This window comes from Streptomyces akebiae (genome assembly GCF_019599145.1).
In the GTDB taxonomy this organism is placed as follows: Bacteria; Actinomycetota; Actinomycetes; order Streptomycetales; family Streptomycetaceae; genus Streptomyces; species Streptomyces akebiae.
The window spans coordinates 3,839,010-3,860,119 of record NZ_CP080647.1; the positions used below are offsets into that span (position 1 = coordinate 3,839,010).

Here is a 21,110-nt window from a genome sequence, read left to right on the forward strand (position 1 = left end):
GCGAACAGGACGGAAGATTCTGCGCATGAATACCGAAGGAAATGGCCGAGTTTAGCATCAATTCACTCCGGAAGAACACCTCCCGCAGTCAACCACTCATGCTTATCAAGAAATACCGTGACACCGTCGGGACGGGGAGAACCCTGCACATAGACCTTGATCTTCCACTCTCCGGATCGAGGCAGACGAAGAGTTTCCTCATCTGGATCGACTACACCCGTGACACACATCCAGGACGACCGGAAGGTCATTGATCCGTCGAAAATGAGGCGCGAATCCGGGCGGTTCACGCATTCCCCGACATGGATCTCGACCCGCACCTCGCCCTGCATGTCAGTCCGAGTGGCTACGAATATATTTCCAGGAAGAGAAACAATCTCCTCCTCACCCGACTCCACCTCCGGCTGATCTTCCGTCTCGAAGTCACGTATGGAAATAAGCCCAAACTGACTAAGGAAAACATCGGAGTAAACTATGCGACTTCCCTCTTCCATTTACACCCCTAATCAACCCGCAACATAGGTCCCGTCCTCCCGCCGTCGGACGTTTATGACGGCAACAAGGAACTCATCGTTTCGCTGCATCTTATTTGATCTATAGAAGGCAGACAAATCCGAGCCCTGCTTCATCTGCTCCGACAGGGGAACGCCCCTCGTCTGAGCACCCAGCCCCCCCTCGCGAGTGGAAGCGAAGGGATACTCGTCACAACTCCCCGAACCGGTCCAAGCGCTCATGCACCCAGCCAACTCCCTATTATCCCGATTCTCGCCCTTATTCTTTGCGTAATGCAGCAGGAGTGGATGCCCCTTATCGATCGCCGAGCGATCATTTATCGCTATCTCTGGCGTCCGCTTGCCATCCACCACAAAAACCGGCAAATTTCTACACTGCGTCTCCCGAAGACCTGTCGATGTCATACAATTATCAACTACCGTGTCCCACTCTGCATCCGACAGGGCCTCAGGCTTCTTGAACAGCTTACGCCACCCTATCTTGTAATCATCATTTTGTAGGATGCGCGACAGGATGGCGGGTATCGACTTCCTGACAGCCTTTGCAGCTGCGGCACCAGGAGGGACGACAGCAAGCGGCGTCACCCCTTTACGCTGCACAGGCTTCTTTATGCTCGTATTTGCGGGATGAACTCCGTCCGGCTTGGTCTTTCCATCAAGATTTCCGTTAGGAGTATCCCAATTGCAACTGTCACAGTAGAGGCCAGTCGGGTCGGAATGCACAACAGGACTGTTGTAGCTGTACGCATATCCATTCATTTGGAGCGGTTGAGCCAGATCAATGACCGGGTCCGCTGAGATGAAGCGACCCGTGTTCTGGTCGTATTCGCGGGCGCCGATGTGGGTCAGGCCCGTGGCCGTGTCGTCGATACCGACGCCGATGTAGCCGCGCTTGTTGGGCCAGGACGCCGGCTTCGGGCCACGGAGTTCGCCGTACGGCTTGGCCGCTCGGCGGGTGACCGCCTGGCCGCTCGCCAGAGCCACCGCCGTGTTCGCCGTGCCTAGGTGATCCGCGAGGAGGGCCGAGAGCTGGTGCCCTGTCGTCGCGCCGCTGGTCGCGGTGCGGGTCACGACCGGGGCGCCGGGCTGAGCGTAGGAGCGCGACGCGCGGGTCACCGCGCCGGCGCTGCTCGTCGTCACCTCCGTCTCGCCCAGGTACAGAGTCGAACCGGAGGGGGAGTTCTCCAGGAGGCGGTTGCCGCCGGCGTCGTACACGTACGTCGTCTTCTTGCCGCCGACCGTGATCGTGTCGAGCTTGTTCTCCGAGGTTCAATCCAGGTCTTGCGGCCCAGCGGCCAGGTCACGGACCGTCGTGTTGCCCACCGCGTCATACGTGTACGTGCTCCCATGCCCCGCCGGGCTGGAGCCGATCGACGTCATCGTGTGCGGCTGCTTGGGGTTGTAGCCGTACGTGAACGTGACGTTCTTGGTCGCGTCCGTCGGGTCGGCCTCCGTCAGGGTCGCCCGGTTGCCCAGCCAGTCGAAGGTGAAGGACTGGTGGTAGGCGGTGGCGCCGGTGCTGACCGTGTTCGCCGCCGGGGCCGTGGCCGCCAGCGTCGACTTCAGCGAGGTGTCCGGGGCGGATGCGTCGGTCGCCGCGTCCGGGGCGTCGGCCACCGGACCCGACGAGGCCGCGTAATCCGTCCGCGGGCCCCACGTCGTCCCGTCCGCCGACTTGCAGCCCGTGCCGTTGCCGGTGGGCGCGATGTTCGACGTCCAGGCGTTGACCAGCTCGCCCATCACGTCGTACGTGAAGCACTGGGTGTCCCAGGTGTCGCCCGAAGCGTCCGACAGCTGGCGGGCGTTCGACGTGATGATGCCGGACTTGTCGTACGCGTAGTGGCTGTTGGAGATGCGGTGCGGGCCCGCCGTCTCACGGTCCGCGACCGTGCGCTGGAGCCGTCCGGTGTAGGGGTCGACGAAGTTGGTCGTCCAGACGCGGTTCGGCTGGGAGCCGGACACCGTGCGAAGGGGTTCGCCGTACGGGGAGTAGGTGACGTCGGACGTGTACCAGGCGAGACCCGAGGTCGACTCGGTCAGGCCGTCGCTGTTGTAGCGGGTGACGACCTTCTCCTGGGCCAGCCCGCCCACGGACGGCAGCGTGACCGTCTGCGGCTTTCCGGTGGGCGTGTACGTGTACTTGTACGCGTACGTCCCGGAGACACCCGTCGTCATGGTGTTGGCCGGGATCACCGTCTCGGTACCCGTCGGGCGGTACTCGGTGTCGTAACCGGTGACACGGCTGATGTAGTCGCCGTTCACGGTGTGCCGGGTCGAGGCGACCGGCTGGCCGAGCGCTCCCGACAGGGAGTCATACGTGAACGACTTGACCGGCGTGCCGGTCTCGGAGTTCTCGCGGACGAACTTGATCCGGCCCAGTTCGTCGTACTCCGTGTATGCCGTCCGCTTTTTCGCGTCCGTGACCTTGTACGGCCGGTCGGCCTCGTCGTACCAGGTCTCCGTCTTGCCCACGTCCGGGTCGGTCGTGGAGACGACGCGCCCGCGGGCGTCGTACGTGTACGTCCACTCGTTGCCGGCCGGATCCTTGACACTGGTGCGCTGACCACGGGCGTCGTACCCGTAGGTCGTCGTACGTCCGGCGGTCGTGGTGTCGTCCTTGTAGCGGACGATCGAGCTGACCCGGCCGAGGGCGTCCGTGTGCGTCCGGGTCCGCGGGGAGGTCGAACCGGCCGGGTCGACGTAGGTGCTGGTGTCGCCGTATTCCGTCTTCGTCGTGTGCACCACGTTCTCGTCGTGGTACTTCGACTCGTTCACCGGCCGTTCGAGGCCGTCGTACAGGAACTTGACCCGGCTCGGGACGAGCGACTTCGACTTGGGGGCGAAGAGTTCGGCGGTCGGTTCGTCCTTCGCGAGGTAGGCGCTGGTCTGCTCGTCGACCAGGCCGTGATCGTCGTAGGTGGTGTCCGTGACGACGCGGCCGGGGCCGTGCGCCTCCGACTGGGTCTGGACCTGGCGCATCAGGCCGTCGAAGATCGTCACCTGACGGCTGTAAGTGCCGTCGTCCTTCAGTGTCCTGGTCGTGACGGCGGCGGGTCGGGACTCGTCCGAGGTGGCGATCGCCGGTTGGTACTCGATCTCGACGTTCGGTGACTTGCCGCCCGAGGAGCGGGACGGGGACCAGCCCTTCACGAATCTGCCGAGTGCGTCGTACTCGTTCCGGGTGACCCGGCGGTTGGGGTCGGTGACCGTCAGCGCGAGGCTGCGGCCCGGGTCGAAGGTCGTGATGACGGAGTGGCCCTTGGCGTTGATCGCCGTCACGGAGGTGACGGGGCCACCCGTGTCCCCGGGCGTGTACTGCATCTCCGTCGTGCCCGCGCCCGGCTTCGCGACGGTACGGACCCGGCCCAGCGGGTCGTACGTCGTCCTCGTGACGACCGAGTACGAGGTCCCGGCGCCGTCCACACCGGCGGCGGCAGTGACCAGCCCCTTCGTCGGGGCGTCACCGTACGACTGGTTGTCGTAGGTGGTGCGGGTCGCGCTGATCAGCTTCGTGGCCGGGTCGGCGATGTCGTGGGCCGCGCAGGTGGTGCCGGTGGTGCGCTGTTGCTCGGGCAGGCCGATGAGCCAGGCCGAGGTGTTGTGCACGTACGACGTCTTCGTGCAGATCTCGTCGGAGAAGGCCTCGCCGGAGCCGTCCGGCTTGACCACCGCCGTCTCGACCTGGACCGGGATGCCGTAGGTGTCGTCGACGGTCGTCAGGGTTCGGACGGCCTGCCAACTGTCGCCGACCGTCTGGATCTCGTCCGTGCGCTTCACACCGCTGCGGTGGGCCAGGAGCGGATCCATGTCCGCGCCGTCCTCGGCCTCCCGGAACCGGGACGCGGTCTGCTTCGACCAGGGGAAGTTGAGGGTGCGCTTCTTCGGCGTCCCCTTGTCCGAGTTGAGGTAGGTGAGGCTCTCCGCCGTCATGCCCGCGTACTGCGGCTCGTCGTCGGAGACGAGCGTGTACTTGCCCGTGGAGTCCTTGACCTCGCCGCCGACGCCCTGGAAGTAGCGTGTCTCGGAGTACGACTGTGCCTGAGGTGTCACTCCTGCGGAGGAGGTGGTCTCGCTGCCCTTGGTGACCGCCACCTGGCGGTAGCCGCGCCAGACGTTGTGCGTGCGCAGGGACGGGCGGGTGAACTCGTCGTCGGACTTCGCCCAAGCGGGGTCCTTGTAGTTGTACGTGGTGTGGATGGGCTTGCCCCGGGGGGTGACCTTGTCGTTCTCGGTGACGGAGTCCACGACGTACTTGTTGAACCAGGACTTCGCGGGCTTCTTCTCGTCGCCGTCCGGCGACCAGCGGACCGGGTAGCAGGTGCCGTTGTTCCTGCCCTGGTCCTCCGAGGGCTCGCTCGCGCAGCCTCCCGTGTACTCGATCTCGATGTCACCACCGTGTTCGGTGGCGACCGTGCCGATGCGGGGGCGGGTGAAGGGCGGGCGCTGGTCGTTCGCGCCGCTGGCGACCAGGTTGGGGAGCTGACGGTCCCTGAGGCGAGCCTTCAAGGGCGAGGACGAGCCGACCGTGTACTCGCCGAAGCTGACGCCGTCCTTGTGCTGGAGGGTGCCGGTGGTGTCGCCGGGCGCGAAGCCGCGGCGGGTGATCGAGTTCAGCCAGAGACCGGGGGACGAGTAGTACCAGTCGGCGGGGAAGGACTGGTGGAGCTCGTACGTGTCCACCTTGCCCAGGCCGGTCTGGCCCGCACGGGCCGCCTTCGTCGTCACCGAGTCGAGGCGCAGCTGCGTCCAGAAGGACGGGAAGGCCGGGCACAGCTTCGACGTCGACTTGCAGTTGAGGTTGCCGGGGGTGTCCCACCAGGGGCGGTACGCGCCCGGGTCGGAGGTCTTGGCGAAGTTCGCCGCGTCGCAGGCCGTGGCCGACTTCAGACAGCGCTGTGCCACACCGAACTCGACGGTCGCGGACGGCTTGGTCAGGTCCGAGCGCATGCCGTACTCGATGGTCTTCGGGTAGGCGTAACGGTCGTACTGCTCGGGCGACTTGAACTTCTTCTTCACGGCGTAGTGGTTGGTCTCCTGCTTCCAGGTGACGACCAGCGTGTTGCCGTGCACGTCGACCACCTTGTCCAGGCCCCAGCGCCAGGCCTGCTTCTTGCCCGCTCCGCAGCGGGAGTCGGCGAAGGCGGTGGCGTGGCAGGGCTCGCCCGGGTGGTTGCCGAAGACGGGAACGGTGGAGACGGAATCGGTGTCGGCGTGGCCGCCGCCGACCTGGCTGAGGCCGTAGTAGTACTTCGTGCCGTCCGTGGTCGTGACGATCCAGTACTCACCGTTGTTGTCGCCGTTGGTGCCGCCGACGCGGTGCTCGATCCGGGTGCCGTCGTCGCTCTCGGAGCGGTAGAGCTCGGTGTCTGTCTCCGGGTTGCTGCCGGAGGCGGCGTCCCGCACCAGCTCGGTCGTCTTGCCGCCCAGGGTCATCACCGCGTTGTGCGACACCCAGCACAGGTCGGATGTCTTGTCCTTCTTGGCGGTGTTGTTGGGGGTGCCGGACTTCATCTTCTTGCGGTCGTCCTGGCAGGCGCGGTAACGGCGCTCGATGTGGCCCGCGTCGTAGTCCCAGCCCTCGCCGATCCAGGAGGCCTGGGGAGAGGCGACGGCGGTACGGCCGTCCACGCTCTGGGAGTTGTAGGTGAACTCGATGTTCGGAGCCGGGCCGGCGGGGGCCGCCGGAACCGTAAGCGGGTACGTCCAGGTGAACGCGCCCGACGAACCGCCCGCCGACCACTTGCCGCTGGAGGCCAGCGGCGTGGCCTTGAACGTGCCGCCGGCACCGCCGCCGGAGTCGACCGCCCCGACGACGGCCGAGTCGCCGGTCGCGGCGACCGGAGTGACCCCCGCGCCCGAAGTGCGGTAGGCCGCCTGGGCGATCGACGGTCCGTCGCTCGGCGTCGTCTTCGCCGGAGCCGGGGTGCCGGTGACGGTACCGTCCGCCGCCGTGTCGACCGTGGCGGTGATCGACTGGGACTGGACGTCGTTGGTCGTCTCCAGTTCCTCGTACTCCTGGCAAGCCTCGTCGTCGGGCGTGGTCAGGTAGCACTCGGGAAACTGGACGAAGCGCAGGCGAGAGGCCCAGTCGGCGCCGTAGAGGTTCTTGAACTTCGCGTAGTCGAGCTTGACCGCGATCGGCACGGATCCGGAGGCCGGCGCCTGTACCTTCACGACCGTGCCGTCGACGCCCTGCGACACGGCGGCCGCGCGGTCGTAGACCTGCACCTGCCAGGTACCGGTGGGGGCGGCCTGTTCCGGAGCCTGGCCGAGGCTGACGGGAAGGTTCGCGACGGGGGTCAGGGCGACCTGTCGGGTGACCGTGGTCGTACGGGCCGACGCCGGGGTCGTGCTCGCGGACGACCCGAAGTCGACCGCCCCCGTGCCCGCGGCCGGTGTGGTGACCGTGCCCGTCGGGGCCTGCTGCTGGTCCGGGGGGACATCGACCTTCAGCGTCTCCAGGTCGGGCTCGGAGGTTGCCCCGGCGACGGTCTCCTCTTGGTCGAGGGTCTCCAGATCGAGGGTCTCGCGGCCCTTCTCGGCGGTGGCCGGGTCGGGTGGCAACGCGAACGACTGCGCCGGTAGAAGGCCTACGAGCAGTGCCGCCCCGAGAGTGGGCACCAGGGCTGCGCGCACCCGGCGTAGCCGACGCGAGCGGACAGGCAAGAAGCGACCGAACACGGCGAGGTCCCCCCGGACCATTCGAGGCGGGACCAGGAACGGACCACGCGTGATGGCGTATCAAATGCGGGAGATTCTGTGTCGGCCTTGTGGAGTTCCGCTAGATCGTCTGTGTGGATGTGATGATCGCCACGGTACGTAGCACATCGTAACGGTAGGTGAAGTCCCAATCTTCATTTACCTGAGGTACCGGAATCCGTCACCTGTCTGCCATGAAGCACGCAATTCACCGGCTCCCTTCGCAAATGCGCATCTATACAGGGTAGTTAAGGCGCGATCTGCTGCCCTATATCCCAATACGGCACGCCCATAAAGCAGTTACGGGCTTCAGCTTTCAACCTCCTTTACGCGTCCCTGCCTTGTCCGACTCAATCAATCCCCTCCGCTCGCGAAGCGTGACGACAGCCCTCTGTTGAGCCATCATCGGCTGGCCCGGCCGAGCTCTGTCCCGCGCCGGTTCCAAGGGGGGAAGGGGAACTCGCCCGATGACGCGCAAGGAACGGAACCGGCGTCGCGTGCCCGGCGGACGGACGACCGCCGCCGTACTCACCACGGTGCTCGCGGCCACCGGCATCACGTTCGTCGGACTGGGCCTCGACGAACCCGGTTCACGTGGCAAGTCGACCGACAGCCGGAAGGCGAAGCCGGTCACCGAAGCCGCCGCGCTCACGCGGGCCACGAAGACCGGGAAGTCCGTCGAGGTCACGGCACTGCGCACCACGCGGTCCACCACCTGGGCGCGCCCCGACGGCAAGATGGCCAAGAAGCTCTACGCCTCTCCCATCCGGGCCAAGGTGGATGGTGAGTGGAAGGACATCGACTACGACCTCCACCGCACCGACAAGGGCTGGGAACCGAAGGCCACCAACACCGAGATGGTGTTCTCGGCCGGTTCCGGGGCGACGCGCGACGGCGAGCAGCGCGCCTCCCGGTCCACCGTGCACCGGGTCTCCCTGCTCAAGGGACTCAAAGCGGCTGCCGCCGAGTCGAGCACCCTCGTCACCCTCACCGTCGACGGCCACGACATCCACCTCACCTGGCCCGGCGCGGTACCCGCACCGATCATCGACGGCTCCCGCGCCCTGTACCCGGAGATCTTCCCGGGTGCCGACCTGGTCCTCACGGCCGACGACGACGGCTTCGCGCAGTTGCTCGTCCTCAAGAACCGGCAGGCCGCGGCCGACCCGCGCGCCAAGCAGCTCACCTACGGGATCACTTCGGCGGACCTGTCGTTCCGGCTGAACCCGGTCACGGGAATCCTCGCCGCCGAGGACGCGGACGGGGAGGAGGTCGCGCTGTCGCCGACACCGCTGATGTGGGACAGCAGCGGCACTCCGGCGGTCACCGACGGCTCGGTCGGCGCCTCCGCGCAGCCGACCAACGAGGAGAGCCCGGACCCCGTCGACTCCTCCAGCCCCACGCCGAGCGACGAGGCGACTCCCACCGAGGAAGAACTCGTCGAGACGGACGAGCAGATCGACCCGGACCCCGAAGAGCTCCCGGTCGCCACCGACGGCCCCGCGCCCACCCCTTCGGCCTCCCCGCCACCGTCCGCGCCGGCCGAGCCGACGCCCGAACCCACCCGGACCGGCTCGGCCGCCACCCTCAGCCTGCCCGGTCTCGACGGCCCCTCCCCCGACTCGCGCGGCGAGCTGGTCGAGGCCGACCTGTCCGGAGCGGACTGGCTCCTCACTCCCGACCAGGACTTCCTCCGCGACTCGGCCACCACGTACCCGGTCTTCATCGACCCGTCGGTCACGAAGGACATCCAGGACTGGACCACCGCGTACAGCCGGCACCCCAACGCCACGTTCTACAACGGCCGGGGCTTCAACAAGGGCGGTACGCACGAGGCCCGGGTCGGCTTCGAGTCGGACACCTGGGGCACCTCGCGCTCGTACTTCAACATGGACTTCGACAAGGACCTCAAGGGCACGAAGATCGAGTCGGCAACGCTGTACATGCTGGAGACGTACTCATGGTCATGCAGTGCCCGCTCGATGAGCGTGCACCTCACCGGCAAGGTCAACGGACGCACCAACTGGAAGAACGCGCCGAAGCTGCACGACGGCAACAAGATCACCACCAAGAGCTTCGCGCACGGCTACAAGTCCGGTTGCCGGGACGCGTGGGAAGGCTTCAACGTCCGTAAGGCGGCACAGAAGAAGGCTGACGAAGGCCGGGACACCATCACGTTCGGAATGCGTGCCCGGGACGAGAACTCCCAGTACGCATGGAAGAAGTTCCAGGCCAACGGCCAACACCCGCCTGCGCTCGAACTCGTCTACAACCGCAAGCCCACCGCTCCCACCTCGCTCGACCTCAACCCAGACGCCAAGTGCACCACGACCCAGCCGTACGCCCGGATGGGATCGGGAAGTCTGACGTTCACCGCGAAGGCGTCCGACAAGGACAAGAACCTCGATTTCCTCGACTTCGACCTGTGGCCGCACGGCAAGTGGGCGACGACGGGTGATCTTCTCGGCGCGACCGGCAAAGTGTCCGTGGGATCGGACAAGGACACGGCGCTCAGGACGACGAAGGAGTTCTCCACCAGCAAACTGACCAACGGCACCCTCTACTCCTGGCGGGTCCGCGCCTGGGACGACGCGGAATCGTCCTCCCCCTTCTCCCCGGCCAGGACACCGTGCCGCTTCGTCCTCGACACGGCCGCGCCGAAGTCGCCCAAGGTCAGCTCCACCGACTTCCCCAATGCCGACAGCGACGAGAACGGCTTCGGCAGCGGCGCCGACGACTCGAAGTGGAGCACCAAGAAGTTCGGCACGGCAGGCACGTTCACCGTGCGTGCGCTCAACACGGATGTCGTGCGGTACGAGTACGGGTTCAACGCGCCCAGCTATCCGTTCCATCTGGACCGGAAGGCCGGTACCGCGACCACCGTCAGCGCGACGCTGACGAACGCCAAGCCGCCCACGGCCGGTCCCAACGTCCTGTACGTGCGGACCGTGGACAGCGCGGGCAACGTGTCGCAGCCCACGAAGTACTTCTTCTACGTCAGCCCCCGCGACCAGGCCGACTCCCCCGGCGACTTCACCGGGGACAAGCTCCCGGACCTGATGGTCGTCACCGACGCGGGCAATCTGGCCCTCTACCCCTCCCAGGCCACCAACGACCTCGCGAAGGGCTCCGGCGACCTGGACTACTCGATGGCCGGTGCCTACCGGTCCAACCCGGCCAAGGATCCGAACGGCGACGATCTGCCGCCGTATGTCGCCGCGCCCTCGGGACACTTCAAGGGCGCTTTGATCACCCACAACGGGGACATCTACGGCGGTGACGGTCTCCAGGACCTGGTGGTGCGCGTCGGCGGCAAACTCTGGGTGTATCCCGGCGACGGCTACGGCGCCGTCAACATCGACAAGCGCGCGGAGATCCTGCTGCCCGACGGGGCTCCCAGCCCGGCCTCGCTGACGCAGATCGTGTCCACAGGTGACGCCACCGGCGACGGCCGTACCGACTTCTTCGCCACCGCGGGCGACGAACTCTGGGCTTTCACCGGCTACCACGGCGCCACCATCGACCAGGCGATCCGCCTGTCGGGCTCCGCCTGGATCGAGCGCGACATCGTCACCGTCCTGGACATCACCGGCGACGGTGTGACGGACATGGTGTACCGCACGGATGTCCACGCCCAGCTCATGCTCCGCAAGGGCAAGGCGGCGAGCGGCGGTGGCACCGACCTGGACTCCCTGTCCTCCGGCGCCGACTCCTCCGGCGGCATCAACCTCGAGTACGGTTCCGCCGGCTGGTCCAACGCCAACATCCCGCTGCTGATCGGGACCCCGGACGCGAACGGGGACACAGTTCCCGACATCTGGACGGTGCGTTCCGACGGTTCGGTCCGCTTCTACGCCGGGGGCAAGTCGGTCCTGGCGGGCGCGGGTACGGAGATCGTGGCTCCCGCGAGCTACTGGAAGACCCGGATCGCCATCGGCTGACCGCAAGCACCGGGCGAGGGGCTCAGCGCGGGGCGACCCTGCTGAGCCCCTTGCGACGTCAGGGCACCGCCGACCCCACGGCACGGGTGCTGTCGCTCCCACCGATACAGACCCCGGCGATCTAATCTGACGACATGTCAGACAATGAGTCGTACGACCTGCTCGGCTTCGACAACGTCCTGTTCCCCGTCGGCGACCTCGGCGAAGCCGTCTCCTTCTACGAGCGGGCCGGGTTCGAGGTGGCGTTCCGGCTGGACGAGGCCGGGATCGCGGGGCTGAAGGTCGGCAAGGAGACGCCCGGGCTGCTGCTGCGGGTGGAGGAGGAGTTGCGGCAGCGGCCGCCCGCGTGGGCGTCCGCGCGGGTGTGGCTGGAGGTGCCCGACGCGCGGGCCGCAGCCCGGGCCCTCGCGGCCGCGGGAGTGCCGCCGCTCGACGCTCCGTTCTCCGTCGCCACCGGGTGGACCGTCGAGTTCGCGGATCCCTGGGGGAACGTCATCGGACTCACGGACTACGGCAAGCGGCCGGAGCTGGCCCGCACCGGATGATCGGTTGATCGACTGGTCGGTCGGCCAGCGGGGTCGACTGATCGGTTGAACGTGTTCAAAAACAGCGCTACAGTCTCCCCCAGAACGCTTTGAACGCGTTCAAAAATGCCACTAAGGGGTGGGGACATGGATCTCACGGTCGTCGCGTACGTCGTCTATTCACTGGTCAGCGTGGGGCTGACGGTGTGGGTGGCACGGACGCTGAGCAGGAACGGGCGGATCTTCCTATCGGACGTGCTGCGGGGGAACGAGACGCTCGCGGACGCGGTGAACCATCTCCTGGTGGTCGGGTTCTACCTCGTGAACCTGGGCTTCGTGGCGCTGTATCTGAACGCCGACAGCGCCATCACCAGCCCACGTGAGGTGTTCGAGGCGGTCTCGGCGAAGCTCGGCGTGGTGCTGCTCGTGCTCGGGGCGCTGCACCTGGGGAACGTGTTCGTGCTGAACAGGTTCCGGCGGCGGGGCGTCATGGAACGGGAGCAGCTGCCGCCGGTCGCACCGCAGGGCTGGGTCGCTCCGACCGGGCGCGTGTGAGCGCCGCGGCCGGGCCGGCCGCCGTGGACCGGGGCGCCGAGCGCGTCCCGGTCCACGGGCTCACCGTCCTGTACGACGCCGGGTGCGGGCTGTGCGCCTTTCTGCGGGAGTGGCTGGGAAAGCAGCGGCAGTTGGTTCCGCTGAGCTTCGTGGCAGCGGGTTCGGAGGAGGCACGGCGGCTGTTTCCGTCGCTCGATCACGGGGCGACGCTGGAGGAGATCACGATCGTGGGGGACGGTGGGCAGGTGTACCGGGGCTCCGCCGCCTGGATCGTGTGTCTGTGGGCGCTGCGCGAGCACCGGCCGCTCGCGCACCGGCTGAGCACCCCGGCGGGGGCCCGGCTCGCGCGCACCGCCGTACTCACCGCCGCGAAGTGGCGGGGCGCCCACCGGCAGCCCGGCTCGGGCTGCGGGAGCGGCGGGGCCGAGCTGACGGGATGGGCGTACGACCGGCGGTACGGGTGGGTGTACCGGCCTCCCGGTGCCTGCGACACCGGTACCCGCCCGACTCGTTAGGCTCTGCCCGTGCCCGCAGCGAACGACAGCCCGAGCCCAGAGCCCCTTGACGACCAGCTCGACGCGGGGGCCGACGGCCCCGGGGACGGCACGGGGCAACCCGGCCCCCGGGGCACCGCCAAGTCCGAGCAGACCCGCGCGCTGATCCTGGAGACCGCGCTGCGGCTCTTCCAGGAGCGCGGGTACGACAAGACGACGATGCGGGCCATCGCGAAGGAGGCCGGGGTCTCCGTCGGCAACGCGTACTACTACTTCGCCGGCAAGGAGCACCTGATCCAGGGGTTCTACGACCGGATCGGCGCGGAGCACCTGGCGGCGGTGGGCCCCGTGCTCGCGCGGGAGACGGAGTTGGAGGCGCGGATCGCCGGGGTGCTGAAGGCGTGGCTGGACGTGGCGGAGCCGTACCACGAGTTCGCGGCGCAGTTCTTCAAGAACGCGGCCGATCCGGACAGCCCCCTCAGCCCCTTCTCCCCCGAGTCGCAAGGGCCGCGCGAGGAGTCCATCGCCATCCACCGCGAGGTGCTCGCCGGGTCCAGGGCCAAGGTCCCGGACGAACTCCGGGACGTTCTCCCCGAGCTGATGTGGCTCTCCCTGATGGGGCTCGTCATGTACTGGGTCTTCGACCGGAGCGAGGGGCGCGCCCGCAGCTACCGGCTGGCCGAGCGGGGGGCCCGGCTGACCACCCGGGGCGTCTCGCTGGCACGGTTCCGGGCACTGCGTCCGCTGGTCCGCGAGGTGCACGAGTTGTTCACGGACTTCTTGCCGGGGATGACCAAGGTACTGCCGGATCCGGGGGTCAAGGGGCGGACTGCGGAGTGATCACTTTCGGGTGAACGGGCTCGAACGGGACACCTGTCTCCGCTCCTGCCTACGATGATGACCTCGACACCAGCCCACAGGAGGCAAGTGATGTCCGCAGCACTTGTTGAGCGGCCCCACGGCGAGCATCCGCTCATTGCTGAGGCGAACAGGCTCATGGAGCGCCTTCCGGGGTACCGCGTCGAGATCATCGGAGGCCAGATCCTCGTGTCCCCGCCCCCGGACGGCCCGCACGGCGTGGTCCTGACCGACCTCATGGTGCCCTTCCTCTCGGCCGGTCTGCACAGCGTGGAGTCAAAGGTCGTTCAGGGCATCGGCCTCTGGCTGCCCTCCGGCGCCGAGGACTACGCGATCCCCGATCTCGCCCTGGTGGACGCCGACTACGGGGACCATCTGATCGAGAACAACTGCTACGACCCCGTCTGCTTCCGTCTGGTCCTGGAAGTCACCTCCAGCAATCACCGAGCTGACCTGCGCACCAAGGTCAAGGCCTACGCCGGGGCCAAGATCCCGGTCTATGTGATCGTCGACCGCAGGCACCAACGCCTCCACGTGCTCACCGACCCCGCCGGGGACGAGTACGAGAACCATCGCCCGCATTCCCCCGGCGAGATCGTCGCCCTGCCCGCCTCCATCGGCACCGACGTCTCCCTGGATGTCACCGCAATCCTCAGGGCCGGGCAGTCACCGGCTAATTGACCACATCCACCTCCCCCTCGGCCGCCCCCACCGGCTCCACGTCACACACCAGCGGCCCCTCCCCCACGACCACCTGACGCGCGCGTGCGGGGTACCCCGGTGAGGTGGTCGCCAGCAGATACGGCCCCGGGCCCGGCACGGCGACGATGTACGAACCGTCCGCGAGGGACGTCACCCGGTCCAGCTCCCGCCCGCCGCGCGACAGCAGCGTCACCTCCACTCCCGCCAGCGCATCCCCGTCCGCCGTGCGGACGAAGCCGTGGATCACGGAAGCGGGACCGTCCGGGGATGAAACCGCCGGTGCCTCCTCCCGCGGCTCCACCGCCAGATGCGGCAACCGCCTCTCCAGCCCGGCAGGCAGCCACCAGTTCGCCCTGCCCAGCAGATGCATCGCGGCCGGCACCAGCGCCGTACGGAGGACGAAGGCGTCCAGGGCGACGGCGGCGGCCAGGCCGATGCCGGCCATCGCGGCCTCCAGTTCGCCGCTCAGGACGAACGCGCTGAAGACGCACATCATGATCAGGGCCGCGCAGTTGATGACCCGGCTGGTCTCGGCGAGGCCGACGCGGACGGCACGGGCGTTGTCCTTGGTGTGGACCCACTCCTCGTGCATCCGGCTGACCAGGAAGACCTGGTAGTCCATGGAGAGCCCGAAGAGGAGCGAGAGCATGATGACCGGGAGGAACGCGGCGATCGGGCCCTCCTTGCCGACGCCGAGCAGTTCCGTTCCCCAGCCCCACTGGAAGATCGCCACCAGCACACCGAAGGACGCGGCCGCCGCGACGAGGTTCATCAGCGCGGCCGTCAGGGGCACGACCAGGGAGCGGAAGGCGACCAGCAGGAGCAGGAAGCCCAGCGCGATGATCGTCGCGATGAAGTACGGAAGGCGGTCGCCCGTCACCGACGCGAAGTCCTTCGACACCGCCGTCACTCCGCCCACGTGGGCCTCGGCCCCGGACGCCGGGATGACGTTCTCGCGCAGCCGGTCGATGAGCCGGTCCGTCTCCTCGGCCTGCGGGGACGTCGTCGGGACGACCTGGATCACCGTGACGCCGTTCGTGGGCGGGACGGCGGCCACCTGGGCGACCCCCTCGGTGGACTCGATGCGCGAGACCAGCCCCTCGGCGTCGGTTCCGTCCACGACCACCTGGAGGGGGCCGTTGAAGCCGGGACCGAAGCCCTCCGCCAGCAGGTCGTAGGCCTGCCGGGTGGTCGTGGTGTCACGGTGGTTGCCCTGGTCGGAGGTGCCGAGGCGGATCGACAGGACGGGGATCGCGAGGACCAGCATGACGACGAGGGCGAGCACGGCGGTGGAGCGCGGGCGCCGCTGCACGTACGCCGACCAGCGGGCCGCGAGGCCGCTCGTCAGCTCGGGCACGGGACCGGTGACCGCGAGGCGCCGGCGCTCACGGCGGCTGAGGACGCGCGGGCCCAGGACCCCGAGGAGCGCCGGCAGCAGGGTGACGGCGGCCAGCACGCTCAGCACCACCGTCAGCGAGGTCGCGATGACGACGCCGTCCAGGAAGCGGAGGTTCATCACCAGCATCCCGGCGAGCGCGATGCAGACCGTGCCGCCCGCGAACAGCACCGCGCGGCCGGAGGTGTTGAGGGCGGTGACCGCGGCCTCCTCCGGCTTCATGCCGCGCAGGATGCCGCGCCGGTGCCGGGTGACGATGAACAGGGCGTAGTCGATGCCGACGCCGAGGCCGATGAGCGAGCCCAGCAGTGGGGCGACGTCAGGGATGTCGGTGGCGTGGCTGAGCAGGGCCGTGGCCATCAGGCCGGTGCCGACCGCGGCGACGGCGACGACGATCGGCAGCAGCATCGCGAAGAACGAGCCGAAGGCGAGGAAGAGGACGACCGCCGCCGCCAGGATGCCGACCGCCTCGGACGTGCCCTGGGATGCCTCCTGGTCCCGTGCGACGGCCTGGCCGCCCAACTCGACCTGGAGACCGTCGCGTTCGGCGCCCTGCGCGGTCTCGATGACATCGTCGAGCAGGGCCTTGGGGACGGAGTTCGCCTGCTCGGTGAAGGTCACCTGCGCGTAGGCGATGGTGCCGTCCCGGCTGACGCCCGCGCCGCCGCCGGCCCGGTCGCCTTCGTCGTACGGGCTGGTGACGTCCCCGACGCCCGCCATCCGGCCGATCTCCGCCAGCGCGGGTTCGATCCGGGAGCGTACGGAGTCGTCGTCCACCGACCCCTCGTCCACCTTCCACACCACCGTGTCGGTGTCGCCCGCGCGCTCGGGGAAGGCCTTGTCCATCAGGTCGTACGCGTGCTTGGAGTCCGTGTCCGGGAGGGAGAAGACATTCGCGTAGTCCGTGCCCGCGCTCGTGCCGGCGAAGCCGACGCCGAACACGGTCCCCACCCACAGCAACAGGACCACCAGCCGGTGCCGATAGCACCAGCGCGCCAAGGTCGCCACGTTCAACTCTCCTTGTCCGACGGTCGATTGGTCGTCGATCGGTCCCCCAGGTCCTGGCATCACCCTCGACCGCGGCGAGGGCCGGGCGACATGGCCGGGCCGGGACTCTCAAGGAACTCCAAGGCGGAGCGGCTGCCTCCGGGAACTCCCGTGCGGATACTGAGGACATGACCGGAACCGAGCGAGCGACCCCCGACCACAAGCGGGCGACCTCCGGCCACGAGGGGGCGACCGTGCTCGTCGTCGAGGACGAGCCGAGCATCGCGGACGTCCTCACCATCGCCCTGCGCTACCACCGCTTCGAGGTGATGACGGCCGGTACGGTCCGTGACGCGCTCACGCTCGCCGAGCGCACCCGACCCGACGCGGCACTGCTGGACGTGATGCTCCCGGACGGGGACGGCCGTGCCCTCGGCCGTGAACTGCGCGCCCGACGACCCGAGTTGGCGCTCGTCTTCCTGACCGCCCGGGACGCGCCCGCCGAGATCGTGGGCGCCCTCGGCTTCGGCGACGACTACATCACCAAGCCGTTCGACATCGAGGTGGTCGTCGCCCGCCTCTCCGCCGTGCTGCGCCGGACCAGGCGCGCCGACGTGCTCCCCCAGCGCCCGCCGCTGCGCTACGGCGACCTGGAGCTGGACGAGACGACGTACTCGGTGTGCCGCGCGGGCCGCACGGTGGAGCTGACGCCCACGGAGTACGCCCTGCTGCGGTTCCTGGTGCGCAACGGCGGCCGGGTCGTGCCCAAGGAGCAACTCCTGCGCCATGTGTGGCAGTACGAGCACACGCCGGCCGAGTCGACCGTCGTCGAGACCTACATCAGCTATCTGCGGCGCAAGCTGGACACGCTCGGCCCACCGGTGATCACCACGCGGCGGGGCGTCGGATACGGGCTGGCATGACGCGTCCCGGGAGGCTCCGCAGACCGTGTCGGCGGCACGGCCTGTACTCCCTGCGCGCCAAGCTCACGCTCGCGAACGTCGTCCTCCTCGCCGTGGGGGTCGTCACGGCCACCGCGTTCAGCGCGATGGGCATGCGCCTGTATCTGCTCGACAGTGTCGACCGGGAGCTGATGACGACCCGCGACTCGATCGGGGCCGCCGCCATCGGCATGGAGCAGATCGACGCGCTCAGCTCTCTGGTCGCCCTCAGTAACCGCACGTCCGGCGGGGCCACGGCCGACGGCGCCGACTCCCTCGTCCAGGGAGCCGTCTTCACCGCGCTGGACGACGGGGGCGAGCCGCTGACCATCGCCGGATTCCCACCCTCCGAGGAACAGCGCGCCCTCGCCGCGGCAGTGGGCGACCCGGCCGCCCTCCTCGCGGACGACGAGCCGTACGACGTCGACGTGGCGGGCGCCCCGCATCGCGTCACGGCGGCCCGGATGGACGACGGCACGACCGTCCTCCTCGCCACCTCCACCGCCTCGCTGCACGACGTCATCGCCAAGGCCCTCAAGCTGGACTTCGCCGTCGGCGGTCTGCTGCTGGCGACACTCGCCTGTCTGACCCTGTTCGGTGTGCGCCGCCGGATGCGGCCGCTGGAGGACATGGTCGAGACCTCGTCGGCGATCGCCGAGGGCGACCTCACCCGCCGCGTCCCCTCCAGCAGGGAGACCACCCTGGAGGTCGAACAGCTGCGGCTCGCTCTCAACTCCATGCTCCAGCAGGTCGAGACGGCCCACCACACCCGTGAACGCAGCGCCGCCCAGCTGCGCCGCTTCGTCGGCGACGCCTCCCACGAGCTGCGTACGCCCCTGGCCGCGATCCGCGGCTACCTCCAGCTGTACGACAAGGGCATGCTCACCGACCCCGACGAGCGCCGGCGTGCCTGGGACCGGATGAACAACGAGGTCGACCGGATGGGCCGCCTCGTCGACGAGCTGCTCACCCTCGCCCGTCTCGACCAGCGCCCCGAACTGCGCCTCAGGAACGTCGACCTCGCCCGTCTGGTCCGCGACGCCGCCGCCGACCTCCGCGCCCAGCAGCCCGACCGCCCGGTCAGCGTCCGCGCGGACGGCACCCTTCTCGTGCGGGCGGACGAGTCGGGCCTCCGCCAGCTCCTGGGCAACCTCGTGAGCAACGTCCGCACGCATACGCCGGCGGACGTGCCGGTGCGGCTCGGGGTGGAGTGCGCGGCCGAGGCCGTACGTCTGTACGTGGCGGACGAGGGGCCCGGTCTGTCGCAGGGGGACGCGGCCAGGATCTTCGACCGCTTCTTCCGGGCGGGGGGAGCCGCCGGCAGCGGCCTGGGCATGGCCATCGTGCAGGGGGTGGTGGAGGCTCACGAGGGCGAGGTCTCGGTGTGCACGGCCCCGGGTGATGGCCTGAAAGTGACGGTCACCCTCCCACCAGCGCCCAGACCGTCTTCCCGTGCCGTCCCCGGCTCCACACCCCCCAGGCCGCGGCGAGGTGCTCCACGAGGCGCAGCCCCCGCCCTGTCTCCTCCCAGTCCCCCACCTCCCTGATCCGGGGCACGGCCGTGCCCTCGTCGGACACCTCGACCAGGCAGGAGCCGTCCGCCAGCGCGGTCACGGCGACCTCGAACTCCCGCTCCAGCAAGGGGCCGTGACGTACGACGTTGCTCGCTAGCTCGGAGACGACGAGGACGATGTCCTCCAGGGCCGCGGAGCCCTCCTTGTGCCCCCAGTCGACCAGATGTTCCCGTACGCGTCGCCGGGCGAGCCCCACCGACGCCGGATGACGGGGCAGCCGGAAGGAGTTGCGTCTCAACACGTTTGCTCCTCACCCCGGACACGCCCCCGACACAGAACGATGCGTGGGGCGGGCACGCCGTGTCACTCCCGCGAACGTCCGGCCCGCGACTTCGCGTCAGCTGTCACGCGGCGTCTGTCATATCCAATCCAGCCGCCACAGCCGGAAGATGCCGGTCCCGTCGGACAGGTACTGCGCCCCGCCGACGTCCTCGCTGCTGAGCACGTACTCCTTGCGCTGCCACAGCGGGATCAACGGCACGTCCTGGGCCACGACCTCCTGGAGCTCCTTGAAGTCCGTCGCGGCCCGGCTGCGGTCCGCGTAGCGCTGGCTGTCCTTGATCAGCCGGTCGGCCTGCCCGCTGCTGTAGCCGTTCTTGAGGGAGCCGCCGGTGCCGACGAGGGGCCCGCTGAAGGTGTCGGGGTCGGGGTAGTCGGCGACCCAGCCCACCCCGTACGCGTCCAACTTGCCCTCGGCGTACCGCTTCTGGAAGGCGGTCCACTCGTACGCCTTGGTCGTCACGTAGAACAGCCCGCTCGCCTCCAGCTGCTCCTTCAGCTCGGCGGCCTCGGCGGCGGCCGAGCCACTGCCCTCGGCGTAGCCGAAGGTGAAGCGCACGGGCATGGCGACACCGGCCTCGTCGAGCAGCTTGCGGGCCCGCTGCGGGTCGGGCCGGGGGTTGGCGTCGAAGAACGAGGTCGTGTGCCCCGTGAGGCCGGCCGGGATGAGCGAGTACAGGGGCTCGGTGGTGCCCTGGTAGACCTCGGCGACCAGCTTCTCGCGGTTGATCAGCGCGGCCAGCGCCTGCCGCACCCGGCGGTCGTGGAACGGCGAGTCCGCCCGCACGTCGAGGACCAGGTTGCGGGTCTCGGTGCTGTCCGCCTCGGTGACCCGCTGGTCGAGGTCGCTGGGCGAGAGGGCGGCGAGCGTCGCGGGGGGCAGCGTGCGCGTGGCGACGTCGACCTGACGCGCCTTCCACGCCTTCTGGAGCGCCGCCGAGTCCGCGTAGTAGCGCATGAGGACCGGGCTGCGGGCGCCCTCGGCGACGCCCTGGTAGTCGTCGTCGGGTGTGAGGCGGGCCTGTCCGTCCGTGTACGACGTCAGGGTGTAGGGGCCGGTGCCGTCGGCGCCGCCGTCCGTACGCAGCCGGTTCACGGGGTACTTGGTCCGGTCCACGATCGCTCCGGCGCCGGTGGCCACCTTGAACGGGAAGGTGGCGTCCGGCGAGGACAGGCGGAAGGTGACGGACAGCCCGTCCGCGCTGACCGACCGGAGGGTGTCGAGCAACGCGGCAGGCCCGACGTCGGAGTTGACGCGCTTGACCCGGTCGAAGGAGTACTTGACGTCCTTCCCGGTGACCTCGCGTCCGCTGGGGAACCGCAGGCCCGACCGCAGGGTGCAGCGGTAGACGGTGAGCGCGTCGCCGAGGAACTCGCAGCTGCGCGCGGCGTCCGGCACGGGCGCGGCGGCGCCCGGTTCGAAGGTCAGCAGCGACTGGAACACGTTGTTGAACAGGGCCCAGGATCCTGCGTCGTAGGCTCCGGCCGGGTCCAGCGAGGTGACCTTGTCGGTCGTGCCGACGACGATCGTCCCGTCCCCGTCCCGCTGGGTCGGCAGCAGCTGCCAGCCACCGATCGCCGCGATCGCCACCACCAGCAGCGACGCGAGAATCCGCAAGCGAACCGACCGCATCGGCGCCCCTTCCAA

12 protein-coding genes and 2 pseudogenes are annotated in these 21,110 nt (G+C 68.7%); 8 read left to right on the plus strand and 6 right to left on the minus strand.

Going from position 1 to position 21,110, the window contains the following annotated elements:
• Positions 1-62 precede the first annotated feature (62 nt).
• The 3 genes and pseudogenes from K1J60_RS16420 to K1J60_RS16425 all read right to left on the minus strand — a co-directional run.
• Complete coding sequence (locus tag K1J60_RS16420; RefSeq protein WP_220646876.1) at positions 63-494, minus strand: hypothetical protein; 432 nt, start codon at positions 492-494, stop codon at positions 63-65.
• Positions 495-506: 12 nt separating this feature from the next.
• Positions 507-917 carry a NucA/NucB deoxyribonuclease domain-containing protein gene (locus K1J60_RS45850; RefSeq protein ID WP_259408273.1) on the minus strand — a complete coding sequence of 137 codons (411 nt, stop codon included), beginning with the start codon at positions 915-917 and terminating at the stop codon, positions 507-509.
• A 258-nt stretch (positions 918-1,175) separates the two neighbouring features.
• Positions 1,176-7,193, minus strand: a pseudogene (locus tag K1J60_RS16425) (RHS repeat domain-containing protein); the annotation flags it as partial.
• Positions 7,194-7,678: 485 nt separating this feature from the next.
• Here K1J60_RS16425 and K1J60_RS16430 point away from each other — a divergent pair.
• The 6 genes from K1J60_RS16430 (at position 7,679) to K1J60_RS16455 (ending at position 14,264) form a co-directional block, all read left to right on the plus strand.
• Positions 7,679-11,152 (plus strand): DNRLRE domain-containing protein, encoded by a 3,474-nt coding sequence (locus K1J60_RS16430; RefSeq protein ID WP_220646877.1) that lies wholly within the window; start codon positions 7,679-7,681, stop codon positions 11,150-11,152.
• A gap of 134 nt (positions 11,153-11,286) precedes the next feature.
• Positions 11,287-11,697 carry a VOC family protein gene (locus K1J60_RS16435; protein WP_220646878.1) on the plus strand — a complete coding sequence of 137 codons (411 nt, stop codon included), beginning with the start codon at positions 11,287-11,289 and terminating at the stop codon, positions 11,695-11,697.
• Positions 11,698-11,823: 126 nt separating this feature from the next.
• On the plus strand, positions 11,824-12,231 hold the full coding sequence (locus K1J60_RS16440) for a hypothetical protein (RefSeq protein ID WP_220646879.1): 408 nt from the start codon (positions 11,824-11,826) through the stop codon (positions 12,229-12,231).
• Positions 12,228-12,746: a thiol-disulfide oxidoreductase DCC family protein gene (locus tag K1J60_RS16445; protein WP_220646880.1), complete on the plus strand. Its 519-nt coding sequence runs from the start codon at positions 12,228-12,230 to the stop codon at positions 12,744-12,746. The genes K1J60_RS16440 and K1J60_RS16445 overlap by 4 nt, the downstream gene beginning before the upstream one ends.
• Positions 12,747-12,755: 9 nt before the next feature.
• On the plus strand, positions 12,756-13,565 hold the full coding sequence (locus K1J60_RS16450; RefSeq protein ID WP_220646881.1) for a TetR family transcriptional regulator: 810 nt from the start codon (positions 12,756-12,758) through the stop codon (positions 13,563-13,565).
• 90 nt (positions 13,566-13,655) lie between these two features.
• Positions 13,656-14,264 (plus strand): Uma2 family endonuclease, encoded by a 609-nt coding sequence (locus K1J60_RS16455; RefSeq protein ID WP_220646882.1) that lies wholly within the window; start codon positions 13,656-13,658, stop codon positions 14,262-14,264.
• Here K1J60_RS16455 and K1J60_RS16460 read toward each other — a convergent pair.
• The gene (locus K1J60_RS16460) at positions 14,257-16,680 is read right to left on the minus strand and encodes an MMPL family transporter (protein WP_220651503.1); all 2,424 of its coding nucleotides are present in this window, start codon (positions 16,678-16,680) and stop codon (positions 14,257-14,259) included. The genes K1J60_RS16455 and K1J60_RS16460 overlap by 8 nt on opposite strands.
• 242 nt (positions 16,681-16,922) lie before the next feature.
• Between K1J60_RS16460 and K1J60_RS16465 the strand changes: the two genes are divergently transcribed.
• Both K1J60_RS16465 and K1J60_RS16470 read left to right on the plus strand, forming a co-directional pair.
• Entirely contained in the window at positions 16,923-17,591 is a 669-nt protein-coding gene (locus K1J60_RS16465) for a response regulator transcription factor (protein WP_259408275.1), read from the plus strand.
• Positions 17,588-19,039, plus strand: a pseudogene (locus K1J60_RS16470) (ATP-binding protein); the annotation flags it as partial. The gene K1J60_RS16465 and the pseudogene K1J60_RS16470, both read left to right, overlap by 4 nt.
• Here the strand turns inward: K1J60_RS16470 and K1J60_RS16475 are convergent.
• Both K1J60_RS16475 and K1J60_RS16480 read right to left on the minus strand, forming a co-directional pair.
• Positions 19,029-19,424 carry an ATP-binding protein gene (locus K1J60_RS16475; RefSeq protein ID WP_220646884.1) on the minus strand — a complete coding sequence of 132 codons (396 nt, stop codon included), beginning with the start codon at positions 19,422-19,424 and terminating at the stop codon, positions 19,029-19,031. The pseudogene K1J60_RS16470 and the gene K1J60_RS16475 overlap by 11 nt on opposite strands.
• Before the next feature lie 117 nt (positions 19,425-19,541).
• Positions 19,542-21,095: an ABC transporter substrate-binding protein gene (locus K1J60_RS16480; RefSeq protein WP_220646885.1), complete on the minus strand. Its 1,554-nt coding sequence runs from the start codon at positions 21,093-21,095 to the stop codon at positions 19,542-19,544.
• Positions 21,096-21,110: the final 15 nt, after the last annotated feature.

Coding starts and splice junctions, on each gene's coding strand:
- K1J60_RS16420 (WP_220646876.1), bottom strand. CDS start 494: ATGGAAGAGGGAAGTCGCATAGTTTACTCCGATGTTTTCCTTAGTCAG.
- K1J60_RS45850 (WP_259408273.1), bottom strand. CDS start 917: ATGACATCGACAGGTCTTCGGGAGACGCAGTGTAGAAATTTGCCGGTT.
- K1J60_RS16430 (WP_220646877.1), top strand. CDS start 7,679: ATGACGCGCAAGGAACGGAACCGGCGTCGCGTGCCCGGCGGACGGACG.
- K1J60_RS16435 (WP_220646878.1), top strand. CDS start 11,287: ATGTCAGACAATGAGTCGTACGACCTGCTCGGCTTCGACAACGTCCTG.
- K1J60_RS16440 (WP_220646879.1), top strand. CDS start 11,824: ATGGATCTCACGGTCGTCGCGTACGTCGTCTATTCACTGGTCAGCGTG.
- K1J60_RS16455 (WP_220646882.1), top strand. CDS start 13,656: ATGTCCGCAGCACTTGTTGAGCGGCCCCACGGCGAGCATCCGCTCATT.
- K1J60_RS16480 (WP_220646885.1), bottom strand. CDS start 21,095: ATGCGGTCGGTTCGCTTGCGGATTCTCGCGTCGCTGCTGGTGGTGGCG.